This window comes from Paenibacillus sp. FSL R5-0473 (assembly GCF_038004565.1).
GTDB classification, from domain to species: Bacteria; Bacillota; Bacilli; order Paenibacillales; family Paenibacillaceae; genus Paenibacillus; species Paenibacillus amylolyticus.
The window spans coordinates 4670732-4685109 of the sequence record NZ_JBBORL010000001.1 but is presented as its reverse complement, the minus strand read 5'-3'; the positions used below and the strand labels follow the sequence as shown (position 1 = coordinate 4685109).

General features: G+C 47.3%; 10 protein-coding genes. 8 read left to right on the top strand and 2 right to left on the bottom strand.

Translation table 11 applies throughout. The features are described 5' to 3' along the window. Positions 1–5: 5 nt before the first annotated feature. The 6 genes from MKY28_RS20630 (at position 6) to MKY28_RS20605 (ending at position 10471) form a co-directional block, all read left to right on the top strand. Positions 6–1376 carry an ABC transporter permease gene (locus MKY28_RS20630; RefSeq protein ID WP_143781292.1) on the top strand — a complete coding sequence of 457 codons (1371 nt, stop codon included), beginning with the start codon at positions 6–8 and terminating at the stop codon, positions 1374–1376. A gap of 28 nt (positions 1377–1404) precedes the next feature. Beyond that, positions 1405–2481 (top strand): efflux RND transporter periplasmic adaptor subunit, encoded by a 1077-nt coding sequence (locus MKY28_RS20625; RefSeq protein WP_036606321.1) that lies wholly within the window; start codon positions 1405–1407, stop codon positions 2479–2481. Positions 2482–3051: 570 nt separating this feature from the next. After that, the gene (locus MKY28_RS20620; RefSeq protein ID WP_340936841.1) at positions 3052–5496 is read left to right on the top strand and encodes a glycoside hydrolase family 6 protein; all 2445 of its coding nucleotides are present in this window, start codon (positions 3052–3054) and stop codon (positions 5494–5496) included. Positions 5497–5726: 230 nt separating this feature from the next. Continuing rightward, entirely contained in the window at positions 5727–6125 is a 399-nt protein-coding gene (gene tnpA, locus MKY28_RS20615) for an IS200/IS605 family transposase (protein ID WP_340936840.1), read from the top strand. Between the two features lie 5 nt (positions 6126–6130). Beyond that, the gene (locus tag MKY28_RS20610; protein ID WP_047840511.1) at positions 6131–7210 is read left to right on the top strand and encodes an RNA-guided endonuclease InsQ/TnpB family protein; all 1080 of its coding nucleotides are present in this window, start codon (positions 6131–6133) and stop codon (positions 7208–7210) included. 924 nt (positions 7211–8134) lie between these two features. Beyond that, the gene (locus MKY28_RS20605; RefSeq protein ID WP_340938000.1) at positions 8135–10471 is read left to right on the top strand and encodes a rhamnogalacturonan lyase; all 2337 of its coding nucleotides are present in this window, start codon (positions 8135–8137) and stop codon (positions 10469–10471) included. Positions 10472–10672: 201 nt separating this feature from the next. On the opposite strand, the gene MKY28_RS20600 is transcribed toward MKY28_RS20605, so the two are convergent. Further along, positions 10673–11014, bottom strand: coding sequence for a histidine phosphatase family protein (locus MKY28_RS20600; RefSeq protein ID WP_340936839.1), 342 nt, complete (start codon positions 11012–11014; stop codon positions 10673–10675). A 13-nt stretch (positions 11015–11027) separates the two neighbouring features. Then, positions 11028–11300: a histidine phosphatase family protein gene (locus MKY28_RS20595; protein ID WP_340936837.1), complete on the bottom strand. Its 273-nt coding sequence runs from the start codon at positions 11298–11300 to the stop codon at positions 11028–11030. Positions 11301–11481: 181 nt separating this feature from the next. On the opposite strand from MKY28_RS20595, the gene MKY28_RS20590 reads away from it, so the two are divergent. Both MKY28_RS20590 and MKY28_RS20585 read left to right on the top strand, forming a co-directional pair. After that, positions 11482–12495, top strand: coding sequence for an AraC family transcriptional regulator (locus MKY28_RS20590; protein ID WP_340936835.1), 1014 nt, complete (start codon positions 11482–11484; stop codon positions 12493–12495). A gap of 188 nt (positions 12496–12683) precedes the next feature. Beyond that, positions 12684–14189: an alpha-glucosidase/alpha-galactosidase gene (locus MKY28_RS20585; RefSeq protein WP_340936833.1), complete on the top strand. Its 1506-nt coding sequence runs from the start codon at positions 12684–12686 to the stop codon at positions 14187–14189. Positions 14190–14378: the final 189 nt, after the last annotated feature.

Genomic DNA, 14378 nt, shown 5'->3' with positions numbered 1-14378 from the left:
GAAATGTGAGAATACGGGATGTAGCACGTATGGCCTGGGGACAGATCATTCGCAGAAAAATGGTCACACTACTGTGCATGATGGGGCTGTCCATCGGTTCTGCCGCCATGATCATTGCACTTAGCGTGGGGCAGTCCGTACAGACCTATAGCGAGAAAACATTGAACGACAATTACAAGATGGATGAAATCACGATTACGCCCAATGAAGGCATACGTACTGGGAACGGTAAGGGGAATGGTCAGACATCGAAGTTTGAACGGGGAGCTTTGACGTTGGAAAAGATTCAGATTATCCAAAGACTACCCCATGTTGTTGCCGTGGCTCCCATGTTAAAGCTGGATTCGCTGGAAATGGTGCTTCCGGATGGTCGCAGCACGTATGTTGAGGTCATTGGTACCCAGCTGGAGACCCTGGGCGGGTTTGGATACAAGTATGCTGAGGGACGTGGGGCAGAGGATGGTCGTATGGCGGTAACCAGTTATGGGGCTGCATTTGGACTCGTGGACCCCAAAGTAACTCAGAAGTTATTCGAGCAGTTGAATGCTGATCCATATAACAATGAGCTTTTGGAGCAGTTTACGGAAATGTCTGCGAAGCAGGATCAGTTGGTGCAGCAGCGTATTCAGTTTCGATATGAAGATTATGCGAATGCGAGTAAAACCAAAATGAGTGGTTCTATACGCGTGTCTGGCGAACTGATGAAGCCTTCCAACATGGATGATATGAGTGCTCAAAACGATAAAAAAGTATATCTGCCGCTCGATACAGCTCGTGCATTGCAGGATGAGCTTGGATTACAGCAGGCCGACAGCAGTGCGGCCAAGCATCTTAACTCAGCTCTGGTCAAGGTTGAGGATAAACGTTATGTATCCCAGGTGGAAGAACAGATTAAAAAGCTGACGTTAAACACACAGAGTAATCTGTTCCAAGAGGAAGCGATGGCAGGTCAATTGGCGATGTACCAAAAAGCGGCATTGGGGATCGGTGGTTTTATCATGCTGCTGGCCTCATTATCCATTATTGTAGCGATGATTATGTCTACGCATCAGCGTCGTAAACAGATTGGTGTGATGAAGGTGCTGGGCGCAAATCTGTGGCAGATCCGTCAGATGTTTATTACGGAAGCAGCGATGCTTGGATTAATGGGCGGCGTGGCTGGTGTGGGGATTGCCTTTGCTGCCCTCGGCGGGGTGAACAGTCTGCTGGCGAGTCAGATGGCAGATCAGATGAATGGTCCGATGACCGTCGTTATTCAGCAGTCGGCTCTGCCACTTGGCATCGTTTTTGCTATTCTGGTTGGCATTGTATCAGGTATATATCCGGCAATCAGCGCATCTCGGACCAATGCATTAACTGTGATCAAATCAATGTAATTTTATCAGCGAAAGGGAAATTGGGCACATGAAGAAATGGATTAAAATCATCATCACTGTTGTACTTTTGGCAGGTGCAGGATACTGGCTGTATGAAAAGTACAAGCCAAAACCGGAGGCACCTATAGAGATTCCGCCCCCGATTACCTTTGATGTGACACAGGAAACGATGACGCAAACGATACAGGTGAAGGGGAAATCCGTATACACCGATCAGACGGATATCTTTGCTCCGTATGCTTCCAACATCAAGCAGTGGCATGTGAAAAGTGGTGAGCAGGTGAGCAAAGGTGATATCCTGTTTAGCCTCGATACTTCCACGTTACAAACGGAAGTAGAACAGTTGCAGAGTGATCTGGAGAAAGCTCAGCTGGAAAACAAGATGAATCAGGTTACCCTGGATCAGGCGAATATGAGTGAGTCCCTTGGCGTGACGGAAGAGGAGCGCAAGAAGGCATTTGCAGATCGGGAAGGTAAACGCCTGACGAATGAATTGAACCAAAAAGCATTGGTCCTCAAGGAGAAGGAGATACAGAAAAAGCAGGCAGTTATAAGTAAGTCTGTTGTGTATGCTTCCGCTTCCGGTATATTTCAGATGAATGAAGAGGATAGCAAGACACGTGCGGTGACGGAAGGACAGCTGATCGGGTCTATTACAAACATCAGCAAGCTAAAATTTATGACGATTGTTGGTGAGGAAGAAATGTTCAGGCTCAAGGTGGGGATGCCAGTTAAGGTGCGAATGACAGCGCAGAAAGACCTGCAATTCACCGGGAAGGTGAGTAAGGTGTCCAAATTCGCCCGCAAGAGTACCGATACGGACCTCAAGCAAGCTTCACAGTTTGACGTGGTCATTGATCTGAAGCCGGACGCCAGAATGTATGGAGGCGTGAGTCTGGAAGGCGATATCGAGACGATGCGGAAGGATAAAGTGACGGTAGTGTCCAGTCTCGCGATCATGCGGGATCAGACCGAGCCTTACGTACTGTTAGACAAAGGCAATGGACAGACTGAGCCGCTGACGATCCAGGCTGGAATGGAATCGGGGGACAAGACGGAAGTGGTTAGTGGCTTGAAACCGGGAGACATTGTCGTTTTGCCTTAGATGTAGGAATATAAGAACAAGGCATTATATGTAATGACTAGCTAGACGAACGGTTAATTCGGCATTGGAAAACACGAGGTTCATTGTGGCAGAATGCCAGGATGGACCTCGTGTGTCTTTTGGAGCAAGGGATGTCCAGATTCCTGCCTGAATTATGGAAAAAAATATAATTAAATTTATATAATTCAATTTACAGTAAAATTTACATGTCGTATAATCAGAACATAAGGAGGTGACACCGAACATCATGTTTGTAGATGGATAGGCGAAGACCTTTTTTTTAACCGCTTGAAGAAAGCGCTTACCCAATTTAGGATTTAGACATCCCACAAGTCTTTTTTCAAACTTCTTCATGTCTAACACACGTTCAACCACACCCACCATATTATACTCATTCACATGATTCGCCCTCACACACCATTTGTTTGCTCAAGATTCCAGTGATACAACCATTTCTTTTGGAGGTGATACAACCAACTCATCCGAACGTTCTCTTCGTGCTAAGCATCATAATGACACAGAGGATCAGACATGAGTACAACCCAATCTAACTAAAGGAAAGGTGGAACTATGAAGACTAAATTGAAAACCAAATCGAGAGGTAAGAAGATCCTGCGCAAAGGTGTAAAACAAATGCTTGCAGCAACGCTGCTCGCGGCGGGGATTTTCCCTGGACTGTCTCCAGGCTTGGCTCAGGCGGCTGAAGCACATGTGGATAATCCATTTGTAGGGGCAACCGCGTATCTGAACGAGGACTATTCAGCTCTCGTGGATACGTCCATTGCATTGACCAACGATGCGTCGTTGAAGGCCAAGATGGAGACGGTCAAATCGTATCCAACCGCAGTATGGGTTGACCGGATTGCTGCAATCTATGGCGGGACGGACAACGCTGGTCGCAAAAGTGTAGAGCAACATCTTGATGCCGTTCTCGCTCAAAAGAAACCGGGTACGCCTATAACGGCTTCATTTGTTATCTATAACTTGCCTGGACGGGATTGTCATGCACTCGCATCGAATGGTGAACTTCCACTAACACAGGCAGCACTGCAGACATATAAAACGGATTATATTGATGTGCTCGCAGATATCTTCGCAGATCCGAAGTATCAGGATATTCGTATTATTGCTGTCATTGAACCGGACAGTCTGCCTAACCTCGTGACCAACCTGAGTACCCCAGCTTGTGGTCAAGCCAGCTCAACAGGTATCTATGAGGCGGGTGTGAAGTATGCATTGGACAAGCTGCACGCCATTCCAAATGTGTACAACTATCTGGATATCGGCCACTCCGGCTGGCTTGGATGGGATAACAACCGTTCTGCAGCAGTTGCGCTGTATACAAGTGTTGTGCAAGGGACAGCCGCAGGTCTGAGCAGTGCAGATGGCTTCATTACAAATACAGCAAACACTACACCGCTGGGGGAGCCGAACCTGTCTAACCCTGATCTCAATATCGGTGGACAACCGATTAAATCTGCCAAGTTTTATGAGTGGAATCCTTATTTTGACGAAACCGATTTCACCGCTGCCCTGTATGCCGATTTCGTACAAGCTGGCTGGCCAAGCAGCACAGGTTTCCTGATTGATACTAGCCGGAATGGGTGGGGCGGGGTAGACCGTCCAGCATCTGCTACGGGCAGCAACATCAACGATTATGTGAATTCTGGACGTGTAGATCGTCGGGAGCATCGGGGGAACTGGTGTAATGCCAGTGGTGCAGGTATTGGTGAAGCACCTAAGGCTGCACCAGGACCAGCGCATCTGGATGCTTATGTATGGGTGAAACCTCCGGGTGAATCCGATGGCTCCAGCTCCGAAATTCCGAATAACGAAGGCAAAGGTTTCGACCGGATGTGTGATCCAACCTTCACAACTCGGGATGGTGTATTAACAGGTGCATTGCCTAATGCTCCGGTATCGGGTCACTGGTTCCATGATCAATTCGTGGCACTGGTGAAAAACGCATTCCCTGTACTTCCTGCAAGTAACGGTGGAGGCAATCCTCCGGGCGGAACAACAGCTCCGGCAGCACCAGCAGCATTGACAGCTTCTGCCGGTAACGCTCAGGTCTCCTTGACGTGGACTGCTTCTACAGGGGCTACAAGTTATAGTGTGAAGCGGGCACTGAGTGCATCAGGTCCATTCACAACAGTTGCAGCTAATGTAAGTGGAACATCTTACAGCAACACCGGTCTGATCAATGGTACAACCTATTATTATGTGGTAACGGCAACAAATGCAGTAGGTGAAAGTGTTAACTCTGCAACAGCAACAGCTACACCTGTTGCAGGTGTAACGGCGCCAGCTGCACCGACTGCTCTCACAGCAACTGCAGGCAATGCACAGGTGAGCCTAACGTGGACCGCTTCTACAGGTGCAACAAGTTATGATGTGAAACGCGCGCTGAGTGCAACAGGTCCGTTCACAACGATCGCGGCGAATGTGAGTGGTACGTCCTACACCAACACTGCCCTGACGAACGGCACAACGTATCATTATGTGGTAAGTGCAGTGAATGCAGCAGGGCAAAGTGCCAATTCTGCTGTAGCTTCCGCGACACCTCAAAGTGTCGTTGTACCAACGAGTGATCTTGTCGTGCAATATCGTGCTGGAGATACCAATGCTCAAGATAGCCAGATCAAACCGTATTTCAACATCAAAAATCTGGGTAGTACTGCTGTGAATCTGAGTGATCTGAAGATCCGTTATTACTTCTCCAAAGAAGGCTCAGCTGCGATGGATTCTGCCATCGATTACGCTCAAGTTGGCGGAGCCAATATCCAGCGGACCTTCACAGACTCGTATGTGGAGCTGAGCTTCACATCTGCAGCTGGCAGCATTCAGGCTGGTGGACAGACTGGAGACATCCAGCTTCGCATGTACAAAACAGACTGGTCCAACTTTGACGAGACGAATGACTACTCTTTCGATCCAACGAAAACATCCTACCAGGATTGGAATAAGGTAACACTCCACCAAGGTGGAAACCTGGTATGGGGTATTGAGCCTTAAACTTTATTTGTAACTGACTTAACCGCAATCCTCTGTGTGTTAGAGGATCGCGGTTTTTTGCTATGCATTACAGAATCCCCGAACGAGAAAGCCCAATTCTTTAGATGTGGGATGAAAGTGAGGTCGGATACGGAGTATCACTATTGTGATGCTTCAAGTATCCGAAATGTCTGCCTTCTTAATTTTTTTAGTTTGTTTCAATTCATCTATTAAACTGATACAATATAGATATGAATGAATATAGAAGAACAAACACAACCGTATCTTTGTTGAACTATCATTTTGTGTTCTGCCCACGATACAGAAGAAAGATATTTCTCAAATTAGAGGTAGAACAGCGCTTCAAGGAACTGGTGCATGAGGTATGTGAAGAGCTTGAAATTGTGATTGTTGCCATGGAGTGCGACAAAGACCATACACATATGTTTCTCAATGCACTTCCAACATTAAGCCCTGCTGATATCATGGCAAAAATAAAAGGAGTCACATCAAAAAAACTACGAGAAGAGTTTCCACACCTTCTGCATTTGCCCAGTTTGTGGACACGTTCCTATTTTGTTTCTACCGCTGGAAATGTATCAAGTGAGACCATCAAGCGTTATGTTGAACAACAAAAGACAAGGGGGTGAAGTAACTGTCTCAGACCCTAACGGTTAAGGTAAAGCTGCTGCCGACTAAAGAGCAGATCCAACTATTGCAACAAAGTAGTCATGAATATATCCGAGTTGTTAATACACTCGTGGCCGAGATGGTAGAAGAAAAGAAAAGGTTGAAGAAGACAACAAAAGACATTCCTGCTAATCTACCAAGTGCAGTAAAAAATCAAGCGATTAAAGATGCGAATAGTGTCTTCTCTAACAAAGTTAAGAAAAGTAAATACGCAATCATACCGATCCTAAAGAAACCGATTTGCGTATGGAATAACCAAAACTATTCTCTTGACTTCACGCACATTTCCATTCCATTCATGGTAGAGGGAAAATCTAAGCGTTTAAAAATTCGTGCATTGTTCATCGACAAGGACCATCGAAACGTTGACCTTTTGAAGCATAAACTTGGTACGCTCCGTGTCACGAAAAGCTCAGGTAAGTGGATAGCCCAAATTGCTGTCACCATGCCAATAACTGAAAAAACGGGTATGCGGATTTTGGGCATTGATTTAGGGCTGAAAGTCCCTGCCGTAGCCATCACAGATAATGATCACGCTCGATTCTTTGGGAATGGGCGAGAAAACAAATACAAGAAACGGAAGTTTCGTAGTGTTCGTCAAAAACTAGGAAAACAAAAGAAAGTGAACGCTATTCGCAAGTTAGATGATAAAGAACAACGATGGATGAAAGACAAAGACCACAAAGTCAGTCGTGAAATCGTTAATTTCGCAGTCGAAAATAAGACTTCTGTCATTCGCTTAGAGCAACTAACGAATATTAGGCAGACGACAAGAACAAGTCGTAAAAACGAAAAGAATCTACACACATGGTCATTCTACCGTTTGGCACAATTCATTGAATACAAAGCAAACATGGCAGGGATCAAAGTGGAATATGTGAACCCTGCATATTCAAGTCAAACCTGTCCAGAGTGTTCAAAAAAGAACAAGGCGCAAGATAGAAGATATACGTGCCCATGTGGATTCAAGAGACATCGTGATATCGTTGGGGCGATGAATATTCGCTACGCAACTGTGATTGGCGGTAACAGTCAATCAGCCTAAGATGCTATATGCACTGTCTTAGGAGGGGTAATGGCATACCCTAATCTTAGCATCTGTCCAAAGCAGAAATGAAATGAGGACGTTAAGCTTAGCTAAGAATCCCAATCACTTTAGTGATCTTGCCCCTTTAGGGGTGGGAGTGTCAAAAGAGTCATTCTAGATTGAAGTTCTCACATCAAAATATATTTAGAATCGCTTGGAGATCCGTAATTAGGATGTGAGAACGGATGTATCAGGCTGGGCTGTCCTCTGGTTATGAAAATGATCAGGGGGCAGCCCTATTTCTGTTCTAACGAACAGAGGGCACGCTATTTAGTTGAATTGATGCATTTGAAAATTCTAACGAATCGTAGACACGCTATTCAGTTAATTTGGGTGGATTTTGATCCCCTTAGACCCGTTTTGGTCCAAATAAGATTGCTGAGATTCGTTAGGATTCGTTGTTGGAGTATAACGCCCCAATAGGGTGTTTGAGATTCGTTAGAAAAACTTGGCGGTGAGCTTAAATCATCCTTCCGACTGAAGCGTCATCGGGTTGATTTTCCAAATGACTCCTAAAAACACTGATTATTAATCGTTTTGGACGGATATTTGCCTAGGGTCTGGCAGACAGGATGTCTATAATAGAACCCGATGGGCGGGATCACCTCGCTCGGATTGGAAAGAGAATGGAAGGGGGACCGCACTCTGGTAGTCGGGCAAGCTGATTTCTCTTTTTTTAATTTTGTAAGCGTAATCATTGTGGGTTGAAACCTTCTTTCGAAGAAGGCCTCTATGAATTATCGAACGTCTAATCATCATCGATGTGTACAAGCGTTACCCATTCTGTCTCAAGGAGCGTGAAGGTGGATGAACTCAGAAACAACAGCGCCGGTACATAAGGGATCGGTGTCAGGTCGGCAATCCGGTCGCAGGAAGGCTCGTATGCCACTTGCAGCCAAGGTGCTCTCTTCGGCACTCAGCGTAGCTTTGCTCATTGGAGGAACCGCTGGGATTACCGGAGCGGAAGCTTCGAACGGTAATGGGGCGACGGAGGCTGGCCTGCAATCACATAAGGGGGGCAGTCACGTGAAAGAGATTCAACTGGAATATCTGGATCGGGGACTGGTGGCTGCATCGACATCTGAAGGTGTTTTTCTCAGTTGGAGATTGCTTGGTGACGAGGCCACAGGGTATAGCGACAAAGGGCTGACAGGTACGGACTTTAACGTCTATCGTGATGGCAAAAAGATCGCTACCGTCACCGACAGCACCAACTATGTAGATGCCGCGGGTAAATCGTCTTCCCGTTATGAAGTGGCGGCGGTGAACAAGAAGGGCAAGGAAAGCAAACGCAGTGCATTAGTCAAACCTTGGGCGAACGGCTATGTGGACATTCCACTGCAAAAACCAGCCGATGGCGTGACACCTGCGGGAGAAGCTTATACGTATTCCGCCAATGACATGAGCGTGGGGGATGTGGACGGGGATGGCCAGTATGAGTTTTTCGTTAAATGGGACCCTTCCAATGCCAAGGACGTATCGCAGAAAGGATACACCGGTAAAACCTATATTGATGCTTACACCTTGGACGGTCAGTTGTTGTACCGGATCGATCTTGGGGTCAACATCCGTGCAGGTGCTCATTATACACAGATGCTCGTTTATGATTTTGACGGGGATGGCAAGGCTGAGATGATGTTCAAGACCGCTCCGGGTACGAAGATTATCAAATATAACAAAAAAGGAAAAGTAACCTCCGAGAAGTACATCACGCTTCCGAAGCAGGATCGCAAGGCAGGGTACTCGAACGAAGATGATTATCGTTTAAGTGCGGATGGTTACTACGATCACGTGGTGGATATGTTCAGAAACTGGCATAAACACGATGAGGTTGTGAAGGGGAACTGGCCTGCGACATTGGAAGAAGCTTTTGGAATTGAGAAAAAATATAACTACCCATTATCTCAGCAAGATGCCGAGAGTCTGGCCGACTACTTCATTGATGTGTACGCAGTAGAACGCAGTAACCGCAATGAGCTGCGCAAGTTTGAAGGTTTTATTGTGGATGGACCGGAGTATGTTACGGTATTTGAAGGTAAATCAGGCAAAGAGCTGGAGACCATTCCATATGAACCCGAGCGTCATGATGATGGTCTGATGTGGGGCGATTATGCCATGGCACGGATTGAACCGGGGAATCGGGTGGACCGTTTCCTGGCAGGCGTGGCGTATCTGGACGGCAAGAAACCGTCTGCAATCTTTGCACGCGGATACTATACACGTTCAACGATGGTTGCCTACAATTGGGACGGCAAGAAGCTGAAAAAGGAATGGAAAGTGGACAGCGGCTGGACGCCAATGAAGAACCCATTCAATGACGGACCGCATGGTGTGGATGGCACAGATCCGCAGTATGGTTCCATCACCACTCAAGGTGCACACTATTTCAGTGTGGCGGATGTGGATGGAGACGGCAAACAGGAGATTATCTATGGCTCCGCTACAATTGATCATGACGGTAGCGTGCTGTACAGCTCCACAGACCTGATGCCTGCCGAAAGTGCTACACCGGGAACCATTGCCCGTCTGGGTCATGGGGACGCACTTCATGTGGCAGATATCGACCCGGATCGTCCGGGACTTGAAATTTTCATGGTTCACGAGGGTGGTCCGTGGGCGCCATACGGCTATTCCCTGCGTGATGCGAAGACCGGAGAAGTAATCTATGGTGGGTACACGGGGAAAGATACCGGTCGCGGCATGGTGGGTGATGTTGATCCGACTCGCCGTGGGCTGGAGACATGGGCTGTAGGTTTGTGGACAGCTAAGGGTGAGAAAATCAGTGATCAGGCACCGGGCACGAATATGAATATCCGCTGGGCTGGAGATATGACGACACAGATCGTAGATGGTGCGATTGATGTTACACCAACCATCAAAGACTGGAATCGTGGCACGTTGCTGACGGCAACAGGCACATTGACTAACAATCACACCAAAGGTACACCTTCTCTTGTAGCTGATATCTTCGGGGATTGGCGGGAAGAGATGCTGGTGAGAACCACGGACAGTTCCGCGATTCGTATCTATCTGAGTACCGAGAAAACGGACCGCAAGTTGTACACGCTCATGCATGATGCGATGTATCGTGTGGGCATTGCCGGACAGAACAGTGGATACAATCAGCCGTCCTATCCGTCCTTCTACATGGCATCGGATATGGACTGGTCGAAAGTAACGCTACCTAAGTTCTACACGCCAGGTAAGGGCGGAAAGTAAGCAGACCGGATGAGCACTGCCTAGCGATAGCACTACAACATCTGAGCCTGTAACGTAAAGCAGCGTTGGCATTTTTAAGAATTGGCATCGAAGCTTAAAAGCTCTGGAATCCCAATGTGTCTCGCACATGGGGGGTTCAGAGCTTTTTTACATTGGAATCTGCGGGTAGAGCTTGGCGCGTTCCCAGCCATCCATGTTACATTATTCTTTTACATCGTTAGAGTCTAGATGCACGGTAGAAGCAAACGCTTCAATGGTGCATTTACCTTGATCATGGATCAATGTGGTGATGGAGCACTCGGGGATCAATTGGTTCTGCATAGCTATAAAATCGGAATGCCAGACGTTAAGCTCGCGCTCGGTAAAGGTTTGCACCAGAAAATCAGTAATAAGTCCACCATGTGTAACCACAATAATGTTACTGTTCTCTGGCTCTTCATTAGCTAATTCGGTTAGGAGGGAGGCCAGACGTTCACCAGCCTGTTTGGCCGAGTCTCCCACGGGTGGAATGTAATCTGGCTCAGACGTACATCGATCCCACATCGCAATGAATTCTTCAAATGACTGATCCGGGCAATCGGCCCCAATTGGCACGTTCGCGCAGGCGAGGATCTTCGGTTATATGGGAATGGGTGTGGCGGGCAATCATATTTGCGGTTTCTTGGGCTCGTCGAAGTGGGCTGGTCAGGATCTTAGTAATGAGAGAGGTGGCTTTGGCAAAATGAAGTGCTGTGGCTTCGGCTTGTAAAACCCCTTCGGAAGTGAGGGGGACATCCCCGATTCGTCGTTCTTTGAGACCGTGTCGTACCAAATGAAAGGTGGTACTCATGAGTGGAAACCTCCTTAAGTATAGACAGTTTACATAAAGGATTAGATAGTATACTAATTATATATTTATCTAATTAAATAATACAATAAGGCTTTTAACCAAGACAGTTTATATCCACCCGACAGAATTGTTACAATGGAGAAAAGTGAGGATCGATCGTTGCAGGAATGGAGGTATGGATATGAGTATCACAAAGCCTTGGACAGGAAGCCTGTATCAAGAGGCATTGCGAACAGAGGATTGCGGGCCGCGTTTTTACGCGTACTATTACAAGCAATGGGACAACTATCGTATGTCTTATCACTATCATGATTCCACAGAGATCATGTATATTATTTCGGGAATGTGCCGGGTGGATGTGCAGATGCCGGAGGGGAGTTCGGAGCAGGCCGTTTTGAAAAAAGGGCAATTCATTATGCTGGACGCAGGTGTCCCGCACCGTTTACTGGTGGAAGATGGTGTCCCTTGCCGGATGCTCAATGTGGAGTTTGGATTCTCAGACTCGCCTCCTGGACAGTTATCTATCCGTCAGCTTGCGCTGGAAGAGGAAGAAGTCCACACTCTACTCACTAATGCTTCTCCATATCTGGTACTGCCTGACCCGGAAGAAGTGTATCATATTATGAAAAGTCTGGTACTGGAACTCGATCAGCGTGGTCTACTGGAGCAAGGAAGATCAACTGTGCCGATGAAGATCATTCCACTAGAGGAAAGGTCGCATCACCGGGAAGCCCGGAATCTCTCGTCCCACGAACAGGGTATGCTGGTGCGTACGCTGTTCGTGCAGTTGCTGGTCCGTGTTGCACGTCTGCGCGGAGAAATGAGCCGGAGTGCGCCAGATCAGGCGGAACTGTACGTCAAACGAACCATTGAATTCATGCATCACAATATGGATCGCAACATTCAGATGAAGGATATTGCGGCAGCAGTTAATCTGCATCCAGGCTATTTACATCGTATTTTTCGTCAGCACACGCAGCGCACACCTACCGACTACCTGACGATGCTTCGAATGGAAAAGGCCAAGATGCTACTTCAGCAGACCAATATTCCGATTTCGGAAATCTCTGACTATGTTGGAGTAGGCAGTCGTCAGTATTTTCATATGTTGTTCAAAAAATATACAGGTCGTACGCCGGTTGAATTTCGCTCCTCTATGGAACGACATGTCAGTCAGTACCCGTCCGATGAATGAGCCGATTGCAGTTGTTTCGAATACATATTGATTAGTGGATATGGCGCATAAAAGTTAGGATTTTTGACAACAAGATCTTGAACAGGTCATGATTTTGATAACGCTTCCCTATATGCGGTTGGTACAATGATTTCATGAAGAGAGTCATTAACCGAAGCGAAAGATTCGGATTAGGGGAGGACATAGGGATGTCGTTTAAAGTGGCGTTTATCGGGGCAGGAAGTATCGGATTTACACGGGGATTGTTAAGGGATTTGCTCACGGTACCCGAGTTTAACAACATCGAGATTGCGTTCTGCGATATTAACCAACACAATCTGGACATGGTGACTGAGCTGTGTCAGCGGGATATCCGTGAGAATGGATTGAAGATTCAGATTCAGCCAACAACGGATCGGAAAGAAGCGTTGAAAGATGCAAAGTATGTACTGTGTACGATTCGTGTTGGGGGACTGGAAGCATTTGCAACCGATGTGGATATTCCACTGAAATATGGTGTTGATCAATGTGTCGGCGATACGCTGTGTGCAGGCGGCATTATGTATGGACAACGCGGAATCGCCGAGATGCTGGACATCTGTAAAAATATTCGTGAACAGAGTGCACCCGACGTACTGCTCTTGAACTATTCCAATCCGATGGCGATGCTGACATGGGCTTGCAACAAGTACGGCGGTGTGCGGACGATCGGACTGTGTCATGGTGTACAGCATGGTCATCATCAGATTGCGGAAGCTTTTGGATTGAAAAAGAGTGAAGTGGATATTGTCTGTGCCGGCATCAACCATCAGACCTGGTATATCCAGGCTTCTCATGAAGGTAAGGATCTTACAGGTGATCTGCTCGAAGCCTTCGAAAAACATCCCGAGTACAGCCGCACCGAGAAAGTGCGGATCGATATGCTGCGCCGCTTCGGTTACTACAGCACGGAATCAAATGGTCATCTGAGTGAATATGTGCCGTGGTACCGCAAACGTCCGGAAGAGATTAACGAATGGATCGACCTGGGCAACTGGATCAACGGAGAGACGGGTGGATATTTGCGGGTGTGTACCGAGGGGCGCAACTGGTTTGAGACTGATTTTCCTAACTGGATGAAGGACGAACCGATGCAATTCATTCCGGAAAAACGGGGCGAGGAGCACGGTTCGTACATTATTGAAGGGCTTGAGACGGGACGTGTCTATCGTGGACATTTCAATACCGTTAATAATGGAGTCATCTCCAACCTGCCGGATGATGCGATTATTGAAGCACCGGGATATGTGGACCGCAACGGCATCTCCATGCCACGTGTAGGCGATCTGCCACTCGGTCCGGCTGCGGTATGTAATGTGAGTATTTCCGTGCAACGCCTCGCGGTTGAAGCAGCGGTCAACGGAGATGACAAATTACTTCGTCAGGCGTTTATGATGGACCCGCTGGTGGGTGCCGTGTGTAATCCAAAAGAAATTTGGCAGATGGTCGACGAGATGCTCGTTGCACAGGCCGAGTGGTTGCCGCAGTACGGAGATGCGATTGCAGCTGCAGAAGCAAGACTTGCTGCAGGTGACTTGATTCCAACAAAGGAATATGAAGGTGCAGCACGTCTTAAGGTGAAAACAGTGGAAGAGATGCAGCAGGATCGCGATGCCGCGAACAAAAACGCGGGGGAATCCGATAAAGGGAAAGATCGCGAGAAAGTGCAGCAATAGATAAAAATGCGTAAGGGCCTCTCCAAAATTGGAGGGGCCCTGTTTGTTTTTATTTTTTTCCACACCACGGATAACAATGGCAAAAGAGGTATCACCCAAGGAAACCTGGGAATTTTGAGGGGAAGTCCAGCGGGCAAAGGCTCCATAATAATGAGTACCTTTTTCCTGCGCTAACTGGAATGAACCTTC